The following is a 24102-nucleotide window of genomic DNA, read 5'->3' on the forward strand; positions in this document are numbered from 1 at the left end:
CTTAAGCATGATTTCTAACAACTGACAGAAATTAAAGTAAAAAAACTAGATTTACTATGCCTAATGGCTGTTGACATATAGCCAGAATGATTTATAGTAGTTGCAGCTTGAAAGTTGGGCTTAACTTTATGTGTTTAATACGACCTGTTCGTCCTGTTTACCATAAGTAATACCGGCATTTTCCAGCTCTACTGCCGTTAAGGCTTTATTTTATTTAGTTACAGGATTTATATCATGTCTCAAGTTACTGGTGTTGTTAAATGGTTCAACTCTGACAAAGGTTTTGGATTTATCGAGCAAGAGTCTGGTCCAGATGTTTTCGTACATTTCCGTGCGATAAACTCTGACGGTTTCAAAACTCTTGACGAAGGTCAGAAAGTACAGTTCACCGTTACTCAAGGCCAAAAAGGTCCACAAGCTGAGAACGTAACAGTTCTTTAAGCTGAATTTTAGTAGCATATAGCTACTGAACAGAATCGTAAGAGCTGCTATTTATAGCGGCTCTTTTTTTGCTTAGCGTTTCCCTTTTCATCATCTATCTGCCATCCTCTCCACTCGCTTGACACTTTTACATTAAACAAACACAAGCAACCAGAACAAGCCGCATTATTATAATAACTGAGCATTTTATACCAATCGAATTAATTAACTGACCTGATTAATCCAGTTGGTGCCAGCCAGCCCCATTCATAATAACGACAGCATGTCGCCCTGAAGGAGTTGTTTGAGAGATTAATGACAAGACTCAATCATGACTTCTTTGTTACTACATGGCGTGATTAGTGCTTTAGTTTTACCGTTGCTGGGACAGGCTGCGCCGAACCGGTAGGCATATTCGAATTCAAGCTACCGTGCGATCTCTGTTCTAGATTTACCTTCAATAAAATGGCAGATGTAAAGATAGCGAACTTTAATACGACCGCGTTTTTCCTTTTTTGCTAAGTGCTCTAATTCAGCTATAGACATATGAATACCTATTGTTAATGGAGTGTCAATTAGATCATATATTGACTTCAATTGGTATTACCGGGTAAGCGCTGAATGAACTCTGATAAAAAAGCCAGCGCATTAGCGCTGGCTTGTTAGATACAGTAATCGACTTACTCGTTAGAGAACAGTTTGTCTTCTAAGGTTCTACCGCGTTGTAATGTACGATATGTCCAACCTTGGGATGAAAACAGTTTAAACAACTGGCTTTCTAGCTCAAAATCTTGCATTAAGTTGTACTGAATAACAAATTCGTTGTGTTGATTGCTCTTGATACTGTTAACTTGTGGCCAGTGTGACAACTGAGTCATTAGCGCCTCAGAGTCGCACTCTTGCATTGTTAACGTTAGGTAGTGTGCTGCTTGATTGTCTTTAATCGATACTGACTGATTTAAGGTGCCTTTATCAAGGTAGAGCACTTTATCGCACAGCTTTTCCAGTTCATCTAGATTATGAGAGCTGATCACAAAGGTAGTTTGATGTGATTGGTTTCGTACTAGCTCTCTAATGGCTTTGGCATTGGCAGGATCGAGTCCTGCGGTGGGTTCATCGAGTAACACTAATTGAGGTGAACCAATCAAGGCTTGTGCGATGGAAACCCGTTTACTCATGCCATGGCTGAGTGCCAAGGGCTTATGTTTGGCTATCTCATTGAGAGCCACAAGGTTAAGTACGCGTTCACATTCAACTAAGGCTGCTTGTTTATTAAAGCCTTGTAATTGTGCGAATAAGGCCAGTTGTGCTTCTATCGTCAAATTAGGATCTAAGCGTGCGTCTTGCGGTAATGCGGCAACTTTTCCGAGTAGTGCTTTACTGCCGGGACGATGACCTAAAATGTGTATCTCACCTTGGGTGGGACTTATATAGCCACACAATAATGAAAAAAGTGTAGTTTTGCCCGCGCCATTGTGGCCTACCAATGCCACAGCCTGCCCAGCTTCAAGCTCAAAACTCACTTGATCTAATGCGCGTTTGTGACCGTAAGATTTACCAACGTTGTGACAGTTAATAAGGCTCATAATGCGATCCTCGCCATGTAAGTTCTTCCTAATATCAATAGTACCGCTGCTTGAACTAGCGGAATGGATGCAATAGGCAGGCTGCTAACCCCATGGGTATTGATCATCATCGACAGCTGTGCACCAGGAGCGAGCCATTGCAGTAGGTTGCTCAGTCCAGGTAGGTAATAATCCACAATATTGTTAATAATACTGATACCTGCCAGCAGGAGTACGGCATAAATGGTGGCCTGACGTGCAGAGTTAGCGTAGAGCGATAAAATCGCCATTAAGGCGGTATAGGGGAGCAGCACTATCATGATATTAATAAACACAAAGAGACTTGAGCCTAGAGCAGGTAATATGGCACTGATATCGCGGTAGGCGACGAGTAACAAAGTCGCAAATAAGGTCAGTAACAGTAGAAGCGCTTGGATCAACAAGTAGCCAGTAAAACGGCCAAAAAATAGCGTATCCCGACTGGTGCGCAAGGTTAAAAAGCGAAAAGTACCTCTCGCCCTGTCGGAGGCAAATTGGTCTGCGCTGACTAAAATACTAAATAGAGGAAACAAATATAAGGCGGCAACCCACACAATTGCCATTTCAGGGACTTGCCAAGTAAACAGTTCGCTGACTGAATCTTCACCAAATAGAGCAGTAATAAATTGTTTAAATTCAGTTGAAAACAGGTACACAGAAGCTTCTTTTACTGGATACCACAAAATCAGTAACCAAACGAAGGCAAATGCGATAACCGCAACTAATCCTCGCGTGCTGAACAAGATTTTTTTTAGCTCAAATTGAGCTAATAACCATACCCCAGAAATGGAACCTTTTGGGCTGACAATATCCAATGATTAATCCTTTATCTAAAATTGACCGCGCTACACTCACATGAGGTGTAATGCTGCACAGTATTGATGTTATTAATGGTGGTTAATTTGTGTAAATGATATCAATCACATTATTGTGGTCGTTATCAAACAATGGGGCAATGTGCTTCTTCGATACAGTAAATTTATAATTAGAATAACTTGTTATCTCAATTTACGTCTTGATATAAACCACTCTAATCATCAATAAATTAATCACTTATTCCATTCAATCGGTTTTATTACTCAGTAGCTGTGCTACCTGCGCTTTTAGCTCAGCCATTTCTAGCTCTAATTGTTCAACACGGTCAATCAGTTGTGGTTTATTGTCTGAAGACTCTGAGTGGATGGTACCATTTGATATCTGTGTTGGGCTGCTGATGCTATGCTGGCTGAATTCGATGCCGTGTTGACTAATTAACTCTGTAAAACGGCACTCTCGTTTACCTGGTTCTCGCGGCAATTGCTGCACCAGTGGGGTTTGCATATCACTGAGGCCCTTTAAGGCTTGTTCGACTTCGGTGACATCGGCAAAGGCATGGAGACGATTGCTACGTGTTCGCAGCTCACCAGGCGTTTGTGGGCCACGCAGCAGTAATAAACAGATAATGGCGACTTGGGCTGATGTTAATTGCAGATCGCTAAATTCGGTATTGCAAAAGCGGTGTTTGTATTTTACGACCCGTGAGCCGAAGCCGCTTTGCTCGGCAATAAGGCGTTTTTTACTCAGTGAATCTAAGGTGATTTGGGTGTCGTTTTCACTCAAAGCCATCACGGGATCTCGGCTCGATTTTTGGTTACACGCTAGCGTTAAGCTGTTGAGTGACAATGGATATTGTTCTGGAGTGGTGATTTCTTTTTCTAAAAGGCAACCAATGACACGTGCTTCATAAGGGGTCAGATTCATAGGTGTAGGATATTCCGCATAAAAAAAGCATAGCTTTGTTATATCAGAGCTATGCTTTTATGCAAAGGCAATCGTCGTAAAGGACGGCTTACTGCTGGTTATCTATTCAACTAAACGAATACCGTCGGTGTCGATAGTGATTTTTTGCTGCTTATATAAGCCACCAATGCTCTTTTTAAATGCTTTTTTACTCATGCCCAGTGCGGCATATATTTGTTCAGCATCGGTTTTATCTGTAAGTGGTAAAAAGCCGCCTGCTTGTTTTAGTTTGATAATAATAGTGTTGGCATGTTTGTCGAGTTCTTCTTTGACACCTCGTTGTAATACCAAATCAATTTTATCGTCACTTCTTACACGCTTAATAAAACCTTTGAGACGTTGGCCAAAACGCAGTTCTCTAAATACTTCATTTTTATAGATAACGCCCCAATGAGCATGGTTAATGATGGCTTTGTAGCCCAAATCGGTCGTCCCACCAATGATTAAGCTGACCTCTTGGCCATTGCTGTAAGGAGGTGGCGTTTTGTCTAAAAATTTATCTACTTTCGATGAGGCAACAATGCGTTCATCGGCGCTATTAAGATAGACATAGACTAAGTAAGAGCGACCGACTTCAATCTCTTTATGTTGTTCACCGAAGGGTAAAAACAGATCTTTATCCAGTCCCCAGTCCAGAAATGCACCAAATGGACCGGTAGCCACGCATTTTAAGTAGGCAAATTGGCCCACTTCGACTTTAGGGATCTTGGTTGTCGCAATCACCATGTCTTCAGAATCAAGATAGAGGAACACATCGATTTTATCACCGATGTTAAACTGTTTTGGTGCCACTTTTTTAGGCAGTAGCACTAGGCCTAATTCGTGCGCATTAAGATACACACCGAAATCGACTTGTTTGACGATCTCGAGATTACAGGATTTTCCTATCTCAATCATGGGATTCTCTATGGTATTGGCTAACAAACTCGACTGCGGATTATAGTGGAATTTTACTTAAGATGCTGCATTGCACTTAAGTTAAAATGGTTTATTTTTTTATGGGGTTAATCGCTGCATCTTGAGCACTACTGCACCAAAAGTCGGTTACGATAAAGTGTAATCCCCCTTGTGATAAATTATTGTGATAATGTTACTTGCATTGAGTGAGTTTCGAGGTTTTAATTGCGCGCCTTTTTTACTTTAAAGCAGAGTCAATCTAGGTGGTTAAATGACGGGGACTCGGAGTCATTTCTTCGATAGCTGACACTCGAAAATGGTGTTGATGTTGCGGCTTATTTACCTGATATGGTGCGATATTGAGTAACATTAATGTGTTGGTAAGCAAGCAGCTTACTGAATATAAATGTCAATAGACAGGTTGAGAAAATATGAGTAATTGGTCTATTCAAGATGCTTACGCTGGTTATAACGTAAATTACTGGAGCTCTGGGCTCTACGGCATAAGCGAGGCCGGTGAGGTGACCGTATCACCCGATCCGAATCATCCTGAGCACAGTATTGGGTTAAATGAGTTAGCCAAGGATATGGTTAAGTCTGGTGTGGCTTTGCCCGTATTAGTCCGTTTCCCACAGATCCTTCACCACAGAGTTAATAGCTTGTGTCATGCGTTTAACCAAGCCATTCAACGTTACGAATATCAGTCAGATTATTTGTTGGTTTATCCGATTAAGGTTAATCAGCAACAAACTGTGGTTGAAGAGATCTTAGCCAGCCAAGTGTCAAAAGAGGTGCCGCAATTAGGGTTAGAAGCGGGCAGTAAGCCTGAATTAATGGCGGTTCTTGCCATGGCACAAAAAGCCAGTTCGGTGATCATCTGTAATGGTTACAAAGATGTCGAATATATTCGTCTGGCCTTGATCGGTGAAAAACTGGGGCACAGCGTTTATATCGTGCTCGAGAAACTCTCTGAGCTGAAAGTGGTACTCGAAGAAGCCAAAAAGTTGGGCGTCACGCCGCGTTTGGGTTTACGGGTGCGCTTGGCATTCCAAGGCAAAGGCAAGTGGCAAGCCAGTGGTGGAGAAAAATCTAAATTTGGTTTATCTGCGGCGCAAGTGTTAACCGTTATTGACTCATTAAAAGCCAATAATATGTTGGATTGCTTACAGTTGTTACACTTCCACTTAGGTTCGCAAATCGCCAATATTCGCGATATTCGCAGTGGTGTAAGTGAAGCAGGACGCTTTTACTGTGAGCTGCAAAAGCTGGGCGCTAATGTTAAATGTTTCGATGTCGGTGGCGGTCTCGCGGTTGATTATGATGGCACTCGTAGCCAAAGCAGTAACTCAATGAACTACGGCTTGACTGAATATGCCAATAATATTGTCAGTGTGCTTAAAGATATGTGCACCGAGTATGGTCAGCCCATGCCAAGGTTGATTTCTGAGTCTGGCCGCTATTTAACGGCGCACCATGCGGTGTTGATCACCGATGTCATCGGCACAGAAGCCTATAAGTGTGAACAGATTGAGCAGCCGAGTGACGACGCTCCCCAACAACTTAAAAATATGTGGCAATCATGGACAGAAGTGAGCGTACGTGCCGACCAGCGTGCCTTGATTGAAATTTATCATGATGTGCAAAGTGATTTGACTGAAGTGCATTCACTGTTTGCGCTTGGGCAAGTGAGTCTAGCCGACCGAGCCTGGGCCGAACAGATGAATCTGCGTGTTTGTTACGAACTCAAAGGAGTGATGAGCAGTAAATATCGCTTCCATCGCCCAGTGATCGATGAGTTAAATGAGAAACTAGCCGACAAATTCTTCGTTAACTTTTCACTGTTTCAGTCGCTGCCAGATGCCTGGGGGATCGATCAGGTTTTTCCTGTGATGCCACTAAGTGGCTTAGATAAAGAACCTGAACGCCGCGCGGTGATGTTAGACATCACCTGTGACTCAGATGGCATTGTCGATCAATACGTTGACGGTCAAGGTATTGAAACCACGCTTCCTGTCCCTGCATGGAGCGCTGAAAGCCCCTACCTAATAGGTTTCTTCTTGGTGGGCGCTTATCAAGAGATTTTGGGCGATATGCACAACCTATTTGGCGATACTAATTCTGCCGTTGTGCGCCTGGAAGACAATGGTGTGGTCAATATCGAATCAGTGCTTGCTGGTGATACCGTCGCCGACGTTCTGCGTTACGTTAACCTTGATGCAGTTTCGTTTATGCGTACCTATGAAGAACTGGTCAATCAACACATTGAAGAGGGTGAGCGGGCCAATATTTTAGAAGAGCTGCAGCTAGGTCTAAAAGGCTACACCTATTTGGAAGATTTTTCTTAAGCACATCATCATAATGGTATGCAGCATAAAGCCAGAGATAAACCTATGCTAAAGCTGGCTTTATGCACTTTGATGGATTGTTAGGTAGTTAAGACTATGTTGTTTGAAGGCGCAGAGAAGCGGTTAGAGATGGTGATTGACGATGCCAGTGCATCGCTGCGCGGTTTTACTCGTGAATTTTGGTCATCAGCCTTGGCGAAAGCCGGAGCCGAGATATTGTCGGTGCAGACTAATGCCGACTGTGACGCTTATGTATTGAGTGAGTCGAGCTTATTTGTTTGGCATAACAAACTGCTATTGATCACCTGCGGTAATACCAGTTTAGTCGATACAGCTTTGCATATTGTAAAAAGCATTGGCATTGACCATATTGTCTGGTTTAGCTATCAACGCAAGAGCGAACTGTTTCCTCATCTGCAGGCGACTCGCTTTGAAGAGGATATTGATCGATTAAAGCTGTCTATTGCTGGGCAGGCTTATCGTATTGGTGATCTGGACAGCCACCATCATTATCTTTTTTGTAGCGCATCATCTTCCCACAGACAGTACAGCTGCGCGTTACAGCTTTACCATATAAAGGGTGAGATTGCCGATTATCTGTGTGGGCCGCAGCAGTGTAAAGCCACTATTTTATCCTTATTACAACTGTCTGTTATCTGGCCTGAGTTTACCTTTGATGACTATCTATTTAGCCCCATGGGATATTCGGTTAACGGCATTCATGGGCGCGAATACATTACCCTGCACATTACGCCACAACAACCTAGCTCATATGTCAGCATAGAGACCAATATGAAGGCGGGGCACCGGCTAATGGATGGGTTAAACTCATTAATTACTATTTTTAAACCAAGTAGTTGGGATATGGTAGGTGTTAATGCTCCGTTAAGTCATAACGAGTTTATGGCTTCGCAATTATTGGCGCAAAACCACTTAGCATTAAACGATACCAATACCCTTTATATTAGCCATTACAAACCGCACGTTAGCGAACCGCTAACGGTAGTGAGCTTGTGATCATTAGTTAACAACATATGGAGCAGCCATGACCACGATTGCAGATAAGCCTGACTATTCGCTTTATTCCAATGCATTTGGTTACTTAAGACAACCTCTGGATTTTAAACCACTGCAAAGCGATGCCGATGTGGTGATATTGGGTTTACCGTTTGATATGGCAACCACGGGTCGTTCTGGTGGTCGAATGGGGCCAGGTGCGATTCGTCAAGCCTCGGTTAATCTAGCTTGGGAAGAGCAGCGTTGGCCTTGGGATTTTAAATTAAGCGAACGCCTTAAAATGGTCGATGCCGGCGATCTGGTATACGACTGCGGTGATGCGGCAGATTTTACCCAAAGAGTAGAAGATTTTGCTACGGCCATTATCAGTTCAGGTAAGGCGATGCTGAGCTTTGGTGGGGATCACTTTGTGACCTTACCCTTGTTAAGGGCACACTATAAAAAACACGGTAAAATGGCCTTGTTACATTTTGATGCCCATACTGATACCTATTCTCAGGGCAGCAAGTATGATCATGGCACGATGTTTTACCATGCGCCGAATGAAGGCATTATCGATGCTGCTCATTCGATTCAAATTGGTATTCGCACCGATTTCGATACCAGTAACCATCTATTTAAGGTGATTGATGCCGCGACAGCCAATGATTTAAGTGCCGATGATATTGTGGCGCAAATTAAGTCGCGAGTGGGTGATATGCCACTTTATGTCACCTTCGACATTGACTGCCTCGATCCTGCCTATGCGCCAGGTACCGGCACCCCTGTGTGCGGCGGTTTAACCAGCGATAAAGCGATGAAAATCATTCGTGGCCTGCGCGGAATGAACGTGGTGGGCATGGATGTTGTAGAAGTGGCGCCAGCCTACGATTCGGCGGAGATCACGGCGTTAGCAGGCGCAACGTTAGGACTAGAAATGCTGCATGTGTGGGCTAGTGCGCATAAAAAGTAATTGCCACAGCGCACTTGACGACAGTGCTTTGATCCCATTTAGCAAGGAAAGGTAGAGAGATGTCTAAGATCAGTGATATCAGGCGAGAATATACTTTAGGCGGCTTACATCGCGATGAGCTCCCTGAACACCCGATGGCGTTATTCGAAACCTGGTTAGAGCAAATTCGTGATGCCGAGGTGTTGACCGATCCCACCGCCATGTCTGTAGCCACGGTGGATGAAACAGGGCAACCTTTTCAGCGTATCGTATTGCTTAAACGGTTTGATAATGACGGATTTGTCTTTTTTACCAATCTTGCGAGTCGTAAGGCGGAGCAGATTGCCCACAATGCCAAAGTGAGCCTGTTGTTTCCATGGCATGCATTAGAGCGACAGGTGGCGGTCACGGGCGTTGCCGAGCCGCTGTCGACTGCAGAGGTGTTAAAGTACTTTATTACTCGCCCTAAAGAGAGCCAGATAGCTGCGTGGGTATCTAAGCAATCGAGTAAAATTTCGGCAAGACAAGCGCTAGAAAGCAAATTTGCTGAAATGAAAGCCAAATTTAGTCAAGGTGAAGTGCCTTTGCCAAAGTTTTGGGGGGGGTATCTAGTACGTCCATCGAGCATTGAGTTTTGGCAAGGTGGGGAGCATCGTTTACACGATCGCTTTTTATACACTAAAGAGGACAATAGTTGGCAAATTGACCGTCTAGCGCCTTAAGCTGCTTAGTCTTTTTGAGCTAGTCTTTTGAGCTAAGCGAGTAACCTAGTCATCTTAGCTATGTTTGTGACTTGCTCGTATGAAACATAAAAAAATCGCCCATCAATGGGCGATTTTTTATGGAGAGCATTTATGGGTGCGCTGTTAATTTGTTAGCCGCACTACCACTTTTTCTTCGGTTGGAACAATACATCAATATCGTCATCATCATTTTTAGGCCGCGGCGCGTTAGGCGCAGCTTGCTTCTGTGCCCCCATGATCTCATCGAGTAATATTTTAGCTTCATCGACTTTTTTAGTAATAAATGGGTCGTTAGGAGTCATGGCTTTAATAGTATGCAAGGTCGCCAGCGCCTTAGTCACCATCTGTTTAGATGAGCCATATTGTTTCATAAAACTGGCACTGCGGGCGCGCGATAACATTGAGTCGACATTAATTCTTAATTGTAAACTGTCGATACGTGCCTCTTCTTGAGCAAAAATGGTGGGATCAATTTTGCCTTTATTATGCTCGGCTCTCAAAATGGCTTTAAGCTTTTTAAGCACTTGCACTAAGGTGAGGATCTGTTTATCGGTGTCGGGTAAGCGAAAGCTCTCCACCGACGGATTCTGTTTTGTACCGTTATTGAGGGTTTCGATTTGAGCATTAATGTCTTGTAAGCGACGCTGGTAATCCGTTGCCTGATTGCCTCCTAGGCTTACCGACAGTGATAACGCCTCTTGAACGCGTTTATAGAGAATAAGCACAATATTGGTCGAGCAAGGAAACATACCGGTGCAAGACAATACAGTTTCAGTTTCATCTATTATGGCTCTCTGCCTGGCTAATTCTGTTCTTCTTTCTGTCTCGGCACGTTCTTTCTGCTGTTGGATAACATTGATACCGATAACCAGTAGAAGTAATGCACCGATGAGGATCAGAACCAAAGTAAATATCATAGGTCTACCATAATTTATGCAATTCCGTTAATGCTACTATAAATCAACACTCTAGCATAGCTATCTTAGTCTAGCTTTGCGCTAATGTCGTGTGATCTGCCACAACTCTATGCTATATTCTATTTGCTTTAATTTTTTCCGTATACTATAACTAATTCTTATACTTAGGTTCCTATTTAGGCGGTGTTAAGCCTTGGAGCACAGACCTTGCTACTTGCTAAAGGATAGACGATGAAGCTGCAGCAACTTAGATATATCGCCGAAGTGGTTAATCATAACCTAAATGTTTCTGCCACAGCTGAAAATTTATATACATCGCAGCCGGGGATCAGTAAACAAGTCAGGATGCTCGAGGATGAACTGGGCATTCAAATCTTTGGCCGCAGTGGTAAACACCTTACTCATGTCACACCTGCGGGCTTGCAAGTGATCAGTATTGCGAATGATATTCTCGGCAAAGTCGAGAGTATCAAAAAAGTGGCTGAGGAATACACTAAGCCAGATCAGGGCGAGCTGAATATTGCCACCACAGATACTCAGGCACGTTATGCCTTGCCTAATATTATTCGCGCTTTTATCGACCGCTATCCTAAAGTGAATTTGCATATGCATCAGGGTACGCCCTCGCAGATAAGTGAATTGGCCGCCCGAGGTGATGCCGATTTCGCTATCGCAACCGAAGGGATGCATCTGTATTCAGACTTAATTATGTTGCCGTGTTACCACTGGAATCGCTCGATTGTGGTGCTTAAGGATCATCCATTAGCAACACGGTCAAAGATCAGTATCGAAGATTTAGGCCGCTTTCCATTAGTCACTTATGTCTTTGGTTTCGATAGAGAGTCTGAAATCGAGAAAGCCTTTAATCAGGCGGGTATCGACCCTAGAGTGGTGTTTACTGCCACCAGTGCTGATGTATTAAAAACCTATGTCCGCTTGGGCTTAGGTGTGGGGGTTATCGCCTCTATGGCTATCGATCCTGTGATAGATAAAGATTTGGTGGCTATCGATGCCAGCCATCTTTTTGCCCACAGTACAACTAAAATTGGTTTCAGAAAAGGGAACTTTTTACGTACATATATGTATGAGTTTATCGAGCATTTTGCGCCACACTTGACCAAAGATATCGTGGAGAAAGCGGTGGCATTACGGGATCCGCAGCTGATTGAAAATCTTTTTGCTGACATTGAGTTGCCCATACGCTGACGCTAATCGCTTGGATGTTACCTTAGGTGTTGCGACTATACTCCAGGACAAATATCGAAAGTCATACTCGCCAGAGACAATCGATAACAACATTTGATAGTGACACAAACCGATAGTAATAAAAAACTCGCCAAGGCGAGTTTTTTTATGGCTATTTTTTAGCAAAAGCATTGGGGATTAAGCTTTGCTGTCTGCATAGTTTATGCTCAAGCTCCATAACCTCGAGTGCTTGCTCGGCTAGAAGGTTAAGTTAACTGCTAAAATCACGGCAAGGTTACAGGCTAAGCCGTCGGCGACAGATGCAGTATTGTCAGCTTAACACTCTACAATGTTAACCGCTAAACCACCTTTGGCAGTTTCTTTGTATTTACTGCGCATGTCTTTACCTGTATCCATCATGGTCTTAATCACCTTGTCTAATGACACCTTATGGTTACCATCACCGCGCATCGCTAGGCGAGAGGCATTAATAGCCTTAACAGCTCCCATAGCGTTGCGTTCAATACATGGCACTTGCACTAAGCCTCCAACGGGATCGCAGGTTAAACCTAGGTTATGTTCCATGCCAATTTCAGCGGCGTTTTCTACATGTTCTACCGTGCCGCCCATGATCTCGGTTAGCGCTGCTGCGGCCATAGAGCAGGCTACACCGACCTCACCCTGACAACCCACTTCGGCGCCAGAAATCGAAGCGTTTTTCTTATATAAAATCCCGATAGCCGCAGCGGTTAATAAGTATTGGCAGCAGATATCGATATCGACTTCCTGAACAAAAGTATCGTAATAACATAATACCGCAGGAATAATGCCCGCCGCGCCGTTAGTGGGGGCGGTAACCACGCGATCGCCCGCCGCATTTTGCTCATTCACGGCTAATGCAAATAGGTCGACCCAGTCGAGTGCCGTTAACGGATCGACAGAGTTTTTGCCTTCGGCTTTAAGGCGACGATAAAGGGCTGGGGCACGGCGACGTAATTTGAGGCCACCAGGCAAAATGCCTTCTTTTTGATAGCCGCGTTCAACGCAAGTTTTCATGGTTTGCCAGATATGCCATAAGCGCTGTTTAATTTCTTGCTCTTCACCCACCGAGCGCTCATTGGCCATCATCAGTGCTGATATGCTTAAACCGTTATCGACACACATGCTGAGTAATTCAGTGGCACTATTAAAATCGTAAGGAGCAGCCTCTATAGGCGCTGCTGGAGAGGCGTTTTTAGCTAAAATTTCATCTTCATCGAGAATAAAACCGCCACCCACAGAATAATAAGTACGCTGATAGATACACAGTCCTTTTTCATAGGCATATAGCGTCATCGCATTGGCATGGGCGGGTAAACTCTTACGTCTGTGGTAGGTAATGCCATGCTCGCGGCTGAAGCGAACCACTTTTTGATTTGGCATGTTCAATGATTGAGTGTCGTTAACATGAGCTAAAATTTCATCGATAGCATCGGTGTCTACGGTTTCGGGATCTTCACCCATTAGTCCTAAAATAACGGCTTTACCCGTACCGTGGCCTTTACCTGTTTGTCCAAGCGACCCAAAGAGTTCAGATCTTAGCTCATCGGTTGCTGCCAAATGACCATGCTTTTCTAAATCTTTGATAAAGATATTACCGGCTTTCATCGGCCCCACAGTATGTGAGCTCGATGGTCCAATACCAATTTTAAACATGTCAAATACGCTAATCATTTATAAAACCCTGCTTTTGTTCATGGTGATCGTTATTCAATCTTATAATTTTAGGTCTATACATCAGTTTATGCTGACCAAACCTGTGAAAATGTTGTGCTAAGTGTGTCAGCAAATTAAGATTGATAAAGTAGCAGTATCCCATACTTTTGCACTATATTTCGCATTAGTTATTTTTGGGGAAGGGTGTTCGGATTAGGCATATTATGTATATGTATCTTGCAGCGTGAAGCAATTTTAATCAATTGAATCCATTTCTTTTAAGATACATATATTTATCGTTAATCGATATTTTTTGATTTATATATTACAGTACAGATAGCCTTGGTGTTAACCATGTTTTAGGGAGATAAAGTGAGCTATTTAATGATGGATCTGCTGTCGACAACCTTGTCTGAACAGGAGAAGACCCAGTTACAGCATCCTATGGTCGGCGGGATAATTTTATTTAGCCGTAATTATCATGACCGGGCACAGTTATGTGAGCTGGTGGCCTCTATCCGAGCACTACAGCCCGATCTGTTAATTGCCGTTGACCATGAAGGTGGACGAGTACAACGCTTTATCGATGGTTTTAGCCGCATTCCTGCCATGGGCGACATCTTGCCAAAAGCCAATGGCGATATTGAGCAGGCTAGGCTGTGGGCTCGCGAGCTGGGTTTTTTAATGGCAGTAGAGCTATTGAGCTGTGATATTGACTTAAGCTTCGCGCCAGTGCTTGACCTTAATCGGATAAGTCAAGTGATCGGCACGCGTGCCTTTAGTGGCCACCCCCAAGAAGTGATCAGCTTAGCCGATGCCTTTATTGAGGGGATGAGCAGCGCAGGTATGGCTGCGGTAGGTAAACATTTTCCCGGACATGGTAGTGTCGCAGCAGACTCTCACATCGCCCAACCGGTGGACTCAAGATCAGAGCAAGAGATTAGACAGCTCGATATGCTGCCCTTTAAGCAGCTCATTGCCGAGCAACGATTGCAGGGGATTATGCCTGCCCACGTGATTTACGATAGCGTCGATCCTAATCCCGCCGGTTTTTCTCATTACTGGTTACAAGAAGTACTGCGTAGCGAGTTACAGTTTAATGGGGTGATCTTTTCTGATGATCTTGGCATGAAAGGGGCGGGGGTGGTCGGGGGTTATCGCCAGCGTGCCAAAGCCGCACTCGATGCGGGATGCGATATGATTTTAGTATGTAACGATAACCTAGGCGTCACCGAGTTGCTCAGCGATTTTAGTTGGCCAACTTGCTCGCCTAAGGCATCGGTTTCGCAATTACGCGCCGATCCGGTGCAAGTTGCGATCGCGCTTCAAGATGAGGTTCGTTGGCATAAGGCTAAATTGCTAGCCGAGAAAATGGTAATGAACTAACTTTGATATAGCGCAAATAGTAGCAGTAGTAAGTTAGCTAAAGTTAATGTTAAATCTTTATCAATAGGTGACAGGATGATCCTCTATTTTCACGGCTTCGATGCAACCAGTCCGGGTAATCACGAAAAAATGCGTCAATTACAGTTTATTGATAATGATGTGCGTTTGGTCAGTTATAGTACTCTGCATCCTAAGCATGATATGCAACACTTGTTACATGAAGTGAATCGCCAATTACAAGTGTGTGACGATCCGCATCCTATCGCCATTGGTGTGGGCTTGGGCGCATATTGGGCTGAGCGTATCGGCTTTCTTAATGGGCTCAGAACCGTACTGATTAATCCCAATATTCACCCCGAAATCACCATGGTGGGTAAAATTGATCGCCCAGAAGAGTACGCCGATATCGCCAATAAGTGTGTCAGTCAATTTCGCGCTAAGCATCGTGGTAATGGTTTGTGTATTTTATCGCGCCATGATGAAGTGAATGATAACCAAGCAGTGGCCGCGGCGTTAAGCCCTTATTATGAAGTGGTATGGGATGAAGAACAGCGCCACAAGTTTGCTTCATTAGCGGCTCACCTCGCTCAGATTAAAGACTTTAAGTTAGCCCAAGCCTCTCTTGACTGAGTCAGTTCGCGATAACCTGATTGAGCTGAGCAAGGTTGTTGCTCAGCTCAATTTCCCCCATTTTATTTTACGAGCCTTAGCCACCCCGTTTGATTTGGCATAGCTTTGGTTTCGCCTCAGCTTAATTAACTGAAGCTAACCTAGCTATTATTTTTATTTTCAATATCTTTATCTAGAGTTTTTTAACTTAGTTTTGTCGGCGCTCGCTAGGTTTTTTATTGTGTGATTGTTTTATATACATAAAGGGGGCTGTTTAAGCGAATGAGGGTAAAAGTTTATGCTTTTTAGTGTGTTTTCTCTGTCTAGATATAGCTTTAGTAACAGGTTTTGTGATACAAAATGATACATATTGTTCCGCTTGGGTCTAATAGACCGTTCCTGTTTGCGTATGTCGCCCGATGCAGCTAACCACTTTATTAGTTAGCTGTTTTTTTTGCCTAAATTTTGCCCATCTCGATACTTTAGGTTATCTTCTAAGGAGCCAATCAGGTTATCTTCAAACAGTCGAGTTGAGCAAATGAGGCACAGATGAAACGGGTATTATTGACGATATCAGGTAAAGTCCAAGGTGTGTGTTTCAGGCGTTATAGCCTGCAAAAAGCCAATGAGTTTGGCCTGACAGGTTATGTGAAGAACCTGGATAACGGCAACGTTGCCGTGTTATTGCAAGGAGGCAGTAATGCCGTCGATCGATTTATCGCTTGGAGTCATGAGGGCGCGCCTCAATCTCATGTTCAAGATGTGTTAGTCGAAGAAGATGAGGCAGATAATATCTACCTCGATTTTTCGATACATTGAGGCCGATGACCTGCGTATTGTGCCCAAGCAGCAAGAGGGCAGGCCTTGACGTTATCATCGGTTTGTTTGTGCAATTGACCACATTTGATGTACACCTACATTTAATGCACATCTTGTGTAACTAGTGTATTGATTAATGACTGTTTATCATCACTTGACACAAAAGTTTAGTCAATGAGTTATAAGCCATAATAGGTCGAGAGATAGATAAGAATCGCTTCGTGATCTTCAGCTGTTAATTCATTCATTCCCTGCTCATCGACCATCCACTCCAATGTCTCATCCCAGCTTGCTTTGCTTAATCCTTGTTGTGCAACGAGATGCAGCGAGTGACACGAGGAGCAAACCGCAGCGACGAGCTCCATGTTCTCTCCCGGGAGCAGAATACCATCCCCCGCAGATTTTACTGGCAATTGGGCTGCTGGAGTGAGCCAATTTGGCGCTACAGGATTTTTAGTTGCGAGCCACGCAATGATGGCCGCGCGCGTACCAGGATCTTTTACACCTGGAAATGTCATCTTGGTGCCTGGGGCAAATTCGCTGGGTGATGACAAGAATGCATCGAGCCTTTGCGCATTCCATTTTCCCTCATATTGCTTTAAACCATCACTGTAATTAAAGCTGGTGACACTGGCTATCTCTCTCTGTGCCAACCCCCATAGAGGAGGACCTACTAAGGTGACACCGTTGGGCGTCATTTGATGGCATGACTTGCAAACCATGGCTTGTTGTTCACCGGCTAAAATGAGCGCCTCGTTTGCTGAAAGTGGTAAGCTAATCAATATAAATAGACAAAATGAGAGCGGGAAAACCCGCTCAAATAATTTTAGTTTATGCATTACTATCAACCTTTAACTACTAATGCCACACGGTGAAAGGTATTATTAAGGTAGCCTTTTGGATTCCACGCAATAGCAAATGGTTGGCTAATACCATGATCATCAACAGCTTTGGCCCACACTTCATAGTATCCAGCCTGAGGGAACTTCACTTTAGTATTAAAGGTTTGCCAAGCCCCTTCATTGGATGGCGCAGATAGCTTTGCGTCCATCCAAGTTGCGCCAAAGTCGATAGAAATCTGTACTTTATCAACCTTGCGATCGCCAGACCAAGCATGACCCCGAACTAATACTTCGCTGCCATGGATTTCGGTATTGGTTTGTGGCGAGGTGATCAGTGACTTCACTGGCATACGTTCGATAATCTCGAAATCTTCATTAGCGACTTTTTCACCCGGTGCAATAGGACGATTAGGTACACGGTAAGCGGTGCCTGTCATTTTAGGACCATCATGTATCTGATCTCTAACCTGAATACGTGTCAGCCATTTTTGTGAGCACGATCCTGGCCAACCGGGCACGACTAAGCGAAGAGGTGCACCATTCATCGGGTGAAGTGGTTTTCCGTTTTGTTCAAAGGCGATAAGGTTTTCACTGCCCATGGCTTTCGCGATGGGTAGACCCCGGGAGATGGGGAGTTTTTCTTCATCGCCAGAGAGGTGCTTATCTGCACCGTAGTGAGCAGTGTAAACTGCGCCATCCTTAACTCCAGCAGCCTTAAGCACATCAGCGAGTCGTACGCCTGTCCAGTTCGAGCAAGCTACAGCACCGTAGGTCCATTGATTACCTTTGGCTTTGGGTTCAAAGAAAGCACGGCCATTACCACCACACTCCACTAATAGCTGCTGTTCTATTACATCGAAATTTTCCTTGAGATCATCGATGCTGAGTGTCAAAGGCTTATCGACCAATCCATTAATGGTTAAGGTCCAGCGTTCGGCGTTGACCGCAGTCGGTGGAATACCGTTGTTTCGAATAAAATGGCGCGAGGTTGGGGTGATGTCGTCATTTAAGAGGTGAGGTGGCGTCTCTGCGTTCATCGGCCTGTCGTTGAGTACTGTCAGCCCTTCTTTTCCTTCGATCACAACATCATCCAGGCCTTCTGCAAACGCAGCAGGGATCATACCTGCGGGCATGTTTCGATGAAAGGGGATAGCTCCTCCAAGTACCGCGGCCATGGTTGCCAGCCCCGCCCCTTTCAAAAAGCCTCGTCGGTCGGGATAACTGACTCTGCCGAAGATTTTTTCATCGGCTGACTCTGGGTTTTTCGCGTAATACTCGTAGATTCCTTTGTGCTTTTTTTGCTTTCTGTCATCCATATTAAGGTTCCTTTTTAGTCAACGTCTAAGCGGCACGCGTTTATTGAAAGTCAGACGAGTCGGTCTCAATAAAGTACGATTCAATGATGCTGCTAATCTGTAATATTAGTTGACTATATGGCCTTAACAAGATTGATTGCTAAAAATGCTTTAGTAAAACGGCAATGGATGTTTGCTGAAAATAGCTGATTTTTTAATTGTCCGATTGCTATGCATTCGGTCTGATAGAAAGGGGAGAAATTACGGCAGTGAAAACCTTCGGTTGTATGAATATGGTCGAAGATCATATCAATTGCATTGGTATCATGGTGTAACAGCTTGCTGCAAGAATCTAGATAACGCTAACCACTAGCGTTATCTATCAATCACACCTTAATACGATAAAGTCTGATGAGCCGTGTTACCTGCTTGTTCTAGGCTATCTGTTGCAGGCATTGGTGAAGTGGTATCGAGCATTACCCCAATCTGTTTTAAGGTATCAGCACTGATGTCGCTCGGGTGAGTCATTTTTCTGATTTGTAAAATAATGCCCATATTGGGGTGGTCAAAGTAATGAATTTCATCACTTTTAACTCGTCTATTTTGCGCCATCCAGATCTTAAAGAGATAGGGTACCTTAGCCCCAGCGTTATTGGAGGGCAGGCCGTCAGCGGTTTGTGCTGGTAATACTTTGGTGCCTTCTTCGCGAAGCGTTAGCGCGGTTTCGACATATAAGTAATGGTTAAGATAGATATTGATCTTCCCATCGAGCTGCCACAAAGGTGCAGAAGTGGTGGTTGGATTGAGGCCAAGATCGAAATTAAATTCAGGGATCTCACTTGGTGCCATCTGCTGGGATATCGACATACCATCGGGATAATAACGGCCAGAAAAGTCTTCACCAGCAAACAAGCGTACAGGGGTGGCTAAATGGCGTGGCAGCATCGACTGTTGCCATGTCATGTGCAGTAAGCCGCGATGGCCTGACTCTCGATTGAGTTTCTTGATGATGTCGCCAAATTGAGCCTGAGATTGCGCCAATAACACCGTCGACTGGCCCACTTTGGCATACTGAGGTGTGCTGGCGGCGACCGTCATCGGGATGCGACTGGGATGACTGACTTGGCTCGATTTAAGTTGCTGATCACATCTATTTGCATCGTCTATCCACTCTTGGGCGCTGCAGCCTTCAAGCCCAAGACTCGCACCGGTAATATTGGTGCTAAACAGTGGCGTTATCATATCTATAGGCGCGCGTTTATTGATATTGGCCGGGTTTTTCACCATCTCTTCAAATGGCGTGCCTTGGCGCTCAAATAGGTAAATCTCCACTTCAAACCAGCGCTCATCCGCGGCCAATACTGAACTGGAAAGAGTGAGCAGTGTGGTGACCAATAATAGACTTTGTTTAAGCACGTGGTTCTCCAAGGCGGTGTTGCATCAGTTGCGAGATCAGCAATGAAAGTAAGGCTAATCGCTCTTTATCGGTTTCTGTAGGCATGATGAATTTTAACTTACTTGGTCCATCCATACGATAATTTTGTGGCTGGCTTTGCAGCAGACCGATGATAAAGCCAGGATCAACAATATGATCGTCTCTAAATTCAAGGCTGCCGCCTTTGGCGTGCATCTCGATTTTTGCGATACCAAGAGCCGTGGCTTGATGTTTATAAAGGGTTAATTCGAGTAAGTTTTTGGCTGGCTGTGGCAGCAGACCAAAGCGGTCGATCAGTTCCACTTTTAACTCATCGAGGGCGTTTTCATTGGTGCAGTTGGCAATGCGCTTATACAGCGATAAGCGAATATTGACATCATGCACATAATCTTCAGGCAGCAGGGCTGGTATGCGCAGGTCGACTTCACATTGGCCTCTGAGCATCTGCTCCAGTGACGGCTCTTTGCCCTCTTTAAGCGACTTGACGGCATCTTCTAACATTTCCATGTAGAGGGTAAAGCCAATTTTAGAGATGTGGCCGCTCTGTTCATCGCCCAGTAGTTCTCCTGCGCCGCGGATCTCTAAGTCTTGGGTGGCGAGCATAAAGCCTGCGCCGAGATCTTCCAGTGCGCCAATGGCTTCAAGCCGTTTTCTGGCATCTTTGGTCATGCGTTTGGGGTGCGGTGTCATCAAATAAGCATAGGCTTGATGGTGCGAACGTCCCACACGGCCCCGCAGTTGATGCAACTGTGCCAAGCCAAAATGATCGGCGCGCTCAATCACAATGGTGTTCGCGCTGGGCACATCGATACCGGTTTCGATAATCGTGGTGCACACTAGCACGTTGTATTTTTGGTGATAAAAGTCAGACATGACTTTTTCGAGTTCACGCTCGCGCATCTGACCATGGGCGGTGATCACCCGAGCTTCTGGCAACAGGAGTTCTAATTCTCGCGCACGTTTTTCAATCGTCTCGACATTGTTATGCAGAAAATAGACCTGACCCCCACGCAAGATCTCACGCAGTAGCGCTTCGCGCACAGTTGCTTCATCGTATTCACGCACAAAGGTTTTTACTGCTAAGCGCTTAGCTGGCGGAGTGGCGATAATCGACAGATCTCGCATGCCCGACATGGCCATATTCAAGGTGCGGGGAATAGGTGTAGCGGTTAGGGTAAGAATATCGATATTGGCCCTAAGGGCTTTGATTTTTTCTTTTTGTCTTACACCAAAACGGTGCTCTTCATCGATGATGAGCAGGCCTAAATTGTCAAATTTAGCGTCGGTTTGCAGCAACTTATGGGTGCCAATAACGATATCCACTTGGCCATTGCTGAGTTGCTCGAGAATGGCCTGTTGCTCTTTGGCCGTTTTAAAGCGCGATAGCACTTCAATTTTAATCGGCCAATCGGCAAACCTGTCTTTAAAGTTTTCGTAATGTTGCTGGGCAAGCAAGGTAGTAGGCACCAGTATGGCGACCTGCTTGTTGTCATTTACGGCGACAAAGGCGGCGCGCATGGCGACTTCGGTTTTACCAAAGCCAACATCACCACACACCAAGCGGTCCATGGCGATAGGCGAGCACATATCGTTGAGTACCGCTTCGATAGCCGTTTCTTGGTCGACGGTCTCCTCAAACGGAAAACTGCCAGCAAACTGCGCATACTCTTCTTTGTCGAGTTTACAGGCGGTGCCGGGTCTGGCTTGGCGTCTGGCGTAAACATCTAATAGCTCGGCGGCCACATCGCGGATTTTTTCGATAGCCTTGCGTTTTGCCTTAGTCCAGCTTTCGTTACCCAGCTTATTAAGGTGAGCCTCATCATCGGGGCCGACGCTGTAGCGGCTAATCAGATTGAGTGACGCCACAGGCACATAAAGTTTATCGCCACCCGCGTACTCGAGTTTTAGGTACTCAGCAACCAAGCCGCCGGTATCTAAGGTTTCGAGGCCTTGATACAAGGCCACACCATGATCTAAGTGCACTATGGGTTGGCCAACTTTGAGTTCGGCTAAATCTTTAATCAGTGCATCGCTGCTAATTTGGCGCTGTTTATCGCGGCGGCGTTGCTGTGAAATCCGTTGGCCAAACAACTCGGTTTCGCATACCAATGCCCAGCGTTTATCATTTTTGTCGCTAATAATTGCGCCCTGAGATAAGGGCGAGACAATCAAGCCAAAGGCAACAGGTTGGTTGACATATTCATAAAAATGCTCAAACAGCGTGGGCTTGATGTTTATTTTGGCCAGCAGTTCTAGTAGGGCTTCTCGGCGTCCTTCAGATTCGGCGCAAAACAGTATCGGCATGCCCGATTGCACATATTGCTGCAGCGCCAATAGTGGTTGCTTTAATTTATGGTTGGAGGCGATATCGGGTAAGGCTTCAACCTTGGCAGCAATACTGGTGCCTTGATAATCAGTGCCTTTACATAAAATGCGGGGCAGACGTTTGAAGGCTTCAAAAACTTGCTCTGTTAACAGGTATAAGTCTTTAGGCGGCAGTAGTGGCCTTAAAGGATCGACACGGCGATTTTCATAGCGCTGGCTGACCTCATTTAAATGGGTCTTGGCGGCGGTATCTAAGTCACCAATGCCCACTAATTGGGTATGCTCTGGCAGATAATCAAACAGTGTGGCCGTTTCATCGAAAAATAGCGGTAAATAGCTTTCAATGCCTGCGGGCATCACTTTTCGGCTGACCATTTGGTAAACCGATTCGGGCTCTTTAACCACAACCTCAAATTGACGGCGATAGCGCTGACGAAACCCTTCGATAGCGGCATCATCGGTGGGAAACTCTTTGGCTGGCAATAGTCGAATGGCGTCAATTTCACCGCTGGAGCGTTGGGTCTCTGGGTCAAATTGGCGAATAGACTCTACTTCGTCGTCAAACAGTTCGATACGGTAAGGGTGGTTAGATCCCATAGGGAAGATATCGATAATAGAGCCGCGCACTGCAAATTCGCCGTGTTCGTAGACCTGTTCGACCAGTTGATAGCCAGTGTTTACCAACTGTTGACGCACCTGTTGCAGCTGATACGTATCGCCTTTATTGAGCAATAGCACGTTACCGGTTAAAAACGACTGCGGCGGTAATCGCACCATCAGGGTGCTAATGGGCACAATCACCACACTCTTCTTCGCGCTGGGTATACGTGACAGCGTTTCTAGGCGTTGGGAAACCAAATCTTGATGGGGTGAAAAGCTGTCGTAAGGCAAGGTTTCGCGGTCGGGAAACAGCAACACAGGTATCGATTTCGCGCCCAGTAAATAGTGAAGCTCAGTGTCGAGTTGCAAGGCGCTGGGCGTATCGTGAGTGACCACTAAGGTTAAGCCATCATGGGCATCACAAATATTGGCTAGTGTGATGGCCTGAGCGGCGCCATGCAAGTGGCTCAGTGTTTGCGGCGTTTTAACCCCTTTGACTTTCGGGGGCGTTAAGACTGAAAAAGCATTCATTGGGATGAGACTAGTGGCCAAAAATCGACAAAGATGCCCGACATTGTAGAGGCTTAGTCTCGCTAGTGCCAGTGAAAACTAGGGGGCGGTTTGATTGTCTTTTTTCCGTTGTTGTAACTGTTTTTGTTGCACATTAAGGCTGGCTTTGACCAATTGTTCAATATCTTCATCGAGGATTTGGCTAAAGCTTAAGTCACAGATAAAGCCGTTATGTTGGTCATCATTGCCGGCAATGGGGGCGCAAGCGGTGCATTGCGCCATGCACAACATCGAAATCAATGCCTCTTTTATGTGTAGCGTGACCCTATATTGACGCCCCACAAGTAAAGGCTGATCACTGATGACCCGAATGCCACTGCCGCCAAAACACTCTCCAAGGCATTTATCACCTTCATAGGTTTGTTGTTCAAGCACATGTTGCAATACTAAATCGATTTTACGCGATTGCAGTTTTAAGTATTCGACCACGGTACGAGCGTCGTCATCGAGATTTCTCAGCTGTAATAAACAGCCTGCTTCCATGGCTTTTACTTCGCTGATAAGCTGCAGCCCTAGGGGCAACATCGCTTTGAGTTGGCTCTCAGAGGGAAGAGGCTGATCCTCTGGCCATGCGGACAGGTATACTGAAAACCTGTGCTTGACGCTAAAAAAGGAGTTTGAGTCGGTGTTCACAGGATTGCCTCTTGTTTTTATAGTGCTATTACCCCTATTATCGTGCGCATCTCAA

General features: G+C 45.0%; 20 protein-coding genes and 1 pseudogene. 9 read left to right on the forward strand and 12 right to left on the reverse strand.

Annotated elements, in window-relative coordinates:
- The first annotated feature begins 234 nt into the window (after positions 1-234).
- On the forward strand, positions 235-441 hold the full coding sequence (locus AC0VXX_RS07195) for a cold-shock protein (RefSeq protein ID WP_028764848.1): 207 nt from the start codon (positions 235-237) through the stop codon (positions 439-441).
- 220 nt (positions 442-661) lie between these two features.
- On the opposite strand, the pseudogene AC0VXX_RS07200 reads toward AC0VXX_RS07195, so the two are convergent.
- The 5 genes and pseudogenes from AC0VXX_RS07200 to AC0VXX_RS07220 form a co-directional block, all read right to left on the reverse strand.
- Positions 662-843, reverse strand: a pseudogene (locus AC0VXX_RS07200) (IS630 family transposase); the annotation flags it as partial.
- A gap of 257 nt (positions 844-1100) precedes the next feature.
- Positions 1101-2006 (reverse strand): ABC transporter ATP-binding protein, encoded by a 906-nt coding sequence (locus tag AC0VXX_RS07205; protein ID WP_475516537.1) that lies wholly within the window; start codon positions 2004-2006, stop codon positions 1101-1103.
- Positions 2003-2839, reverse strand: a complete 837-nt coding sequence (locus AC0VXX_RS07210) for an ABC transporter permease subunit (RefSeq protein ID WP_475516538.1) — start codon at positions 2837-2839, stop codon at positions 2003-2005. The genes AC0VXX_RS07205 and AC0VXX_RS07210 overlap by 4 nt, the downstream gene beginning before the upstream one ends.
- 247 nt (positions 2840-3086) lie before the next feature.
- A complete protein-coding gene (locus AC0VXX_RS07215) occupies positions 3087-3764 on the reverse strand; it encodes a YceH family protein (RefSeq protein ID WP_475516539.1) in 678 nt (225 codons plus the stop codon).
- A gap of 102 nt (positions 3765-3866) precedes the next feature.
- Entirely contained in the window at positions 3867-4700 is an 834-nt protein-coding gene (locus tag AC0VXX_RS07220; RefSeq protein ID WP_475516540.1) for a CvfB family protein, read from the reverse strand.
- A gap of 431 nt (positions 4701-5131) precedes the next feature.
- Between AC0VXX_RS07220 and speA the strand changes: the two genes are divergently transcribed.
- The 4 genes from speA to pdxH all read left to right on the forward strand — a co-directional run bounded on the left by speA (position 5132) and on the right by pdxH (position 9715).
- On the forward strand, positions 5132-7045 hold the full coding sequence (gene speA, locus AC0VXX_RS07225) for a biosynthetic arginine decarboxylase (protein ID WP_475516541.1): 1914 nt from the start codon (positions 5132-5134) through the stop codon (positions 7043-7045).
- A gap of 96 nt (positions 7046-7141) precedes the next feature.
- Complete coding sequence (locus AC0VXX_RS07230; RefSeq protein WP_475516542.1) at positions 7142-8062, forward strand: adenosylmethionine decarboxylase; 921 nt, start codon at positions 7142-7144, stop codon at positions 8060-8062.
- A 28-nt stretch (positions 8063-8090) separates the two neighbouring features.
- A complete protein-coding gene (gene speB / locus AC0VXX_RS07235) occupies positions 8091-9014 on the forward strand; it encodes an agmatinase (protein ID WP_475516543.1) in 924 nt (307 codons plus the stop codon).
- 59 nt (positions 9015-9073) lie between these two features.
- Entirely contained in the window at positions 9074-9715 is a 642-nt protein-coding gene (gene pdxH / locus AC0VXX_RS07240) for a pyridoxamine 5'-phosphate oxidase (RefSeq protein ID WP_475516544.1), read from the forward strand.
- A 161-nt stretch (positions 9716-9876) separates the two neighbouring features.
- Here the strand turns inward: pdxH and AC0VXX_RS07245 are convergent, their stop codons facing one another.
- Positions 9877-10653, reverse strand: coding sequence for a hypothetical protein (locus AC0VXX_RS07245; protein ID WP_475516545.1), 777 nt, complete (start codon positions 10651-10653; stop codon positions 9877-9879).
- A gap of 231 nt (positions 10654-10884) precedes the next feature.
- On the opposite strand from AC0VXX_RS07245, the gene cysB reads away from it, so the two are divergent.
- Positions 10885-11859, forward strand: a complete 975-nt coding sequence (gene cysB, locus AC0VXX_RS07250; protein WP_475516546.1) for an HTH-type transcriptional regulator CysB — start codon at positions 10885-10887, stop codon at positions 11857-11859.
- Between the two features lie 315 nt (positions 11860-12174).
- Here cysB and AC0VXX_RS07255 read toward each other — a convergent pair whose 3' ends face one another.
- A complete protein-coding gene (locus AC0VXX_RS07255) occupies positions 12175-13551 on the reverse strand; it encodes an L-serine ammonia-lyase (protein WP_475516547.1) in 1377 nt (458 codons plus the stop codon).
- 354 nt (positions 13552-13905) lie between these two features.
- Here AC0VXX_RS07255 and nagZ point away from each other — a divergent pair, with 354 nt between their 5' ends.
- The 3 genes from nagZ to AC0VXX_RS07270 all read left to right on the forward strand — a co-directional run bounded on the left by nagZ (position 13906) and on the right by AC0VXX_RS07270 (position 16347).
- A complete protein-coding gene (nagZ, locus tag AC0VXX_RS07260) occupies positions 13906-14919 on the forward strand; it encodes a beta-N-acetylhexosaminidase (protein ID WP_475516548.1) in 1014 nt (337 codons plus the stop codon).
- A gap of 75 nt (positions 14920-14994) precedes the next feature.
- Complete coding sequence (gene ycfP / locus AC0VXX_RS07265; protein ID WP_475516549.1) at positions 14995-15549, forward strand: alpha/beta hydrolase YcfP; 555 nt, start codon at positions 14995-14997, stop codon at positions 15547-15549.
- A gap of 528 nt (positions 15550-16077) precedes the next feature.
- Positions 16078-16347: an acylphosphatase gene (locus tag AC0VXX_RS07270; RefSeq protein ID WP_475516550.1), complete on the forward strand. Its 270-nt coding sequence runs from the start codon at positions 16078-16080 to the stop codon at positions 16345-16347.
- Positions 16348-16526: 179 nt separating this feature from the next.
- On the opposite strand, the gene AC0VXX_RS07275 is transcribed toward AC0VXX_RS07270, so the two are convergent.
- The 5 genes from AC0VXX_RS07275 to AC0VXX_RS07295 form a co-directional block, all read right to left on the reverse strand.
- Entirely contained in the window at positions 16527-17186 is a 660-nt protein-coding gene (locus AC0VXX_RS07275) for a c-type cytochrome (protein ID WP_475516551.1), read from the reverse strand.
- Positions 17187-17191: 5 nt separating this feature from the next.
- Positions 17192-18505 (reverse strand): molybdopterin-dependent oxidoreductase, encoded by a 1314-nt coding sequence (locus AC0VXX_RS07280; RefSeq protein ID WP_475516552.1) that lies wholly within the window; start codon positions 18503-18505, stop codon positions 17192-17194.
- Positions 18506-18877: 372 nt separating this feature from the next.
- Complete coding sequence (locus tag AC0VXX_RS07285; protein ID WP_475516553.1) at positions 18878-19900, reverse strand: peptidoglycan binding protein CsiV; 1023 nt, start codon at positions 19898-19900, stop codon at positions 18878-18880.
- On the reverse strand, positions 19893-23375 hold the full coding sequence (mfd, locus tag AC0VXX_RS07290) for a transcription-repair coupling factor (RefSeq protein WP_475516554.1): 3483 nt from the start codon (positions 23373-23375) through the stop codon (positions 19893-19895). The genes AC0VXX_RS07285 and mfd overlap by 8 nt, the downstream gene beginning before the upstream one ends.
- Positions 23376-23453: 78 nt before the next feature.
- Positions 23454-24047 (reverse strand): hypothetical protein, encoded by a 594-nt coding sequence (locus AC0VXX_RS07295; RefSeq protein WP_475516555.1) that lies wholly within the window; start codon positions 24045-24047, stop codon positions 23454-23456.
- Positions 24048-24102 lie beyond the last annotated feature (55 nt).

The sequence above is a fragment of the Shewanella sp. QJM3NY_23 genome, from assembly GCF_056173105.1.

Bases quoted from the DNA above. Each gene is read 5' to 3' on its own strand.
- mfd (WP_475516554.1), bottom strand. From the start codon at position 23,375: ATGAATGCTTTTTCAGTCTTAACGCCCCCGAAAGTCAAAGGGGTTAAA.
- AC0VXX_RS07245 (WP_475516545.1), bottom strand. From the start codon at position 10,653: ATGATATTTACTTTGGTTCTGATCCTCATCGGTGCATTACTTCTACTG.
- AC0VXX_RS07195 (WP_028764848.1), top strand. From the start codon at position 235: ATGTCTCAAGTTACTGGTGTTGTTAAATGGTTCAACTCTGACAAAGGT.
- speB (WP_475516543.1), top strand. From the start codon at position 8,091: ATGACCACGATTGCAGATAAGCCTGACTATTCGCTTTATTCCAATGCA.
- speA (WP_475516541.1), top strand. From the start codon at position 5,132: ATGAGTAATTGGTCTATTCAAGATGCTTACGCTGGTTATAACGTAAAT.
- AC0VXX_RS07280 (WP_475516552.1), bottom strand. From the start codon at position 18,505: ATGGATGACAGAAAGCAAAAAAAGCACAAAGGAATCTACGAGTATTAC.
- AC0VXX_RS07255 (WP_475516547.1), bottom strand. From the start codon at position 13,551: ATGATTAGCGTATTTGACATGTTTAAAATTGGTATTGGACCATCGAGC.
- AC0VXX_RS07270 (WP_475516550.1), top strand. From the start codon at position 16,078: ATGAAACGGGTATTATTGACGATATCAGGTAAAGTCCAAGGTGTGTGT.
- cysB (WP_475516546.1), top strand. From the start codon at position 10,885: ATGAAGCTGCAGCAACTTAGATATATCGCCGAAGTGGTTAATCATAAC.
- pdxH (WP_475516544.1), top strand. From the start codon at position 9,074: ATGTCTAAGATCAGTGATATCAGGCGAGAATATACTTTAGGCGGCTTA.
- AC0VXX_RS07230 (WP_475516542.1), top strand. From the start codon at position 7,142: ATGTTGTTTGAAGGCGCAGAGAAGCGGTTAGAGATGGTGATTGACGAT.
- AC0VXX_RS07205 (WP_475516537.1), bottom strand. From the start codon at position 2,006: ATGAGCCTTATTAACTGTCACAACGTTGGTAAATCTTACGGTCACAAA.
- AC0VXX_RS07220 (WP_475516540.1), bottom strand. From the start codon at position 4,700: ATGATTGAGATAGGAAAATCCTGTAATCTCGAGATCGTCAAACAAGTC.
- ycfP (WP_475516549.1), top strand. From the start codon at position 14,995: ATGATCCTCTATTTTCACGGCTTCGATGCAACCAGTCCGGGTAATCAC.
- AC0VXX_RS07275 (WP_475516551.1), bottom strand. From the start codon at position 17,186: ATGCATAAACTAAAATTATTTGAGCGGGTTTTCCCGCTCTCATTTTGT.
- AC0VXX_RS07215 (WP_475516539.1), bottom strand. From the start codon at position 3,764: ATGAATCTGACCCCTTATGAAGCACGTGTCATTGGTTGCCTTTTAGAA.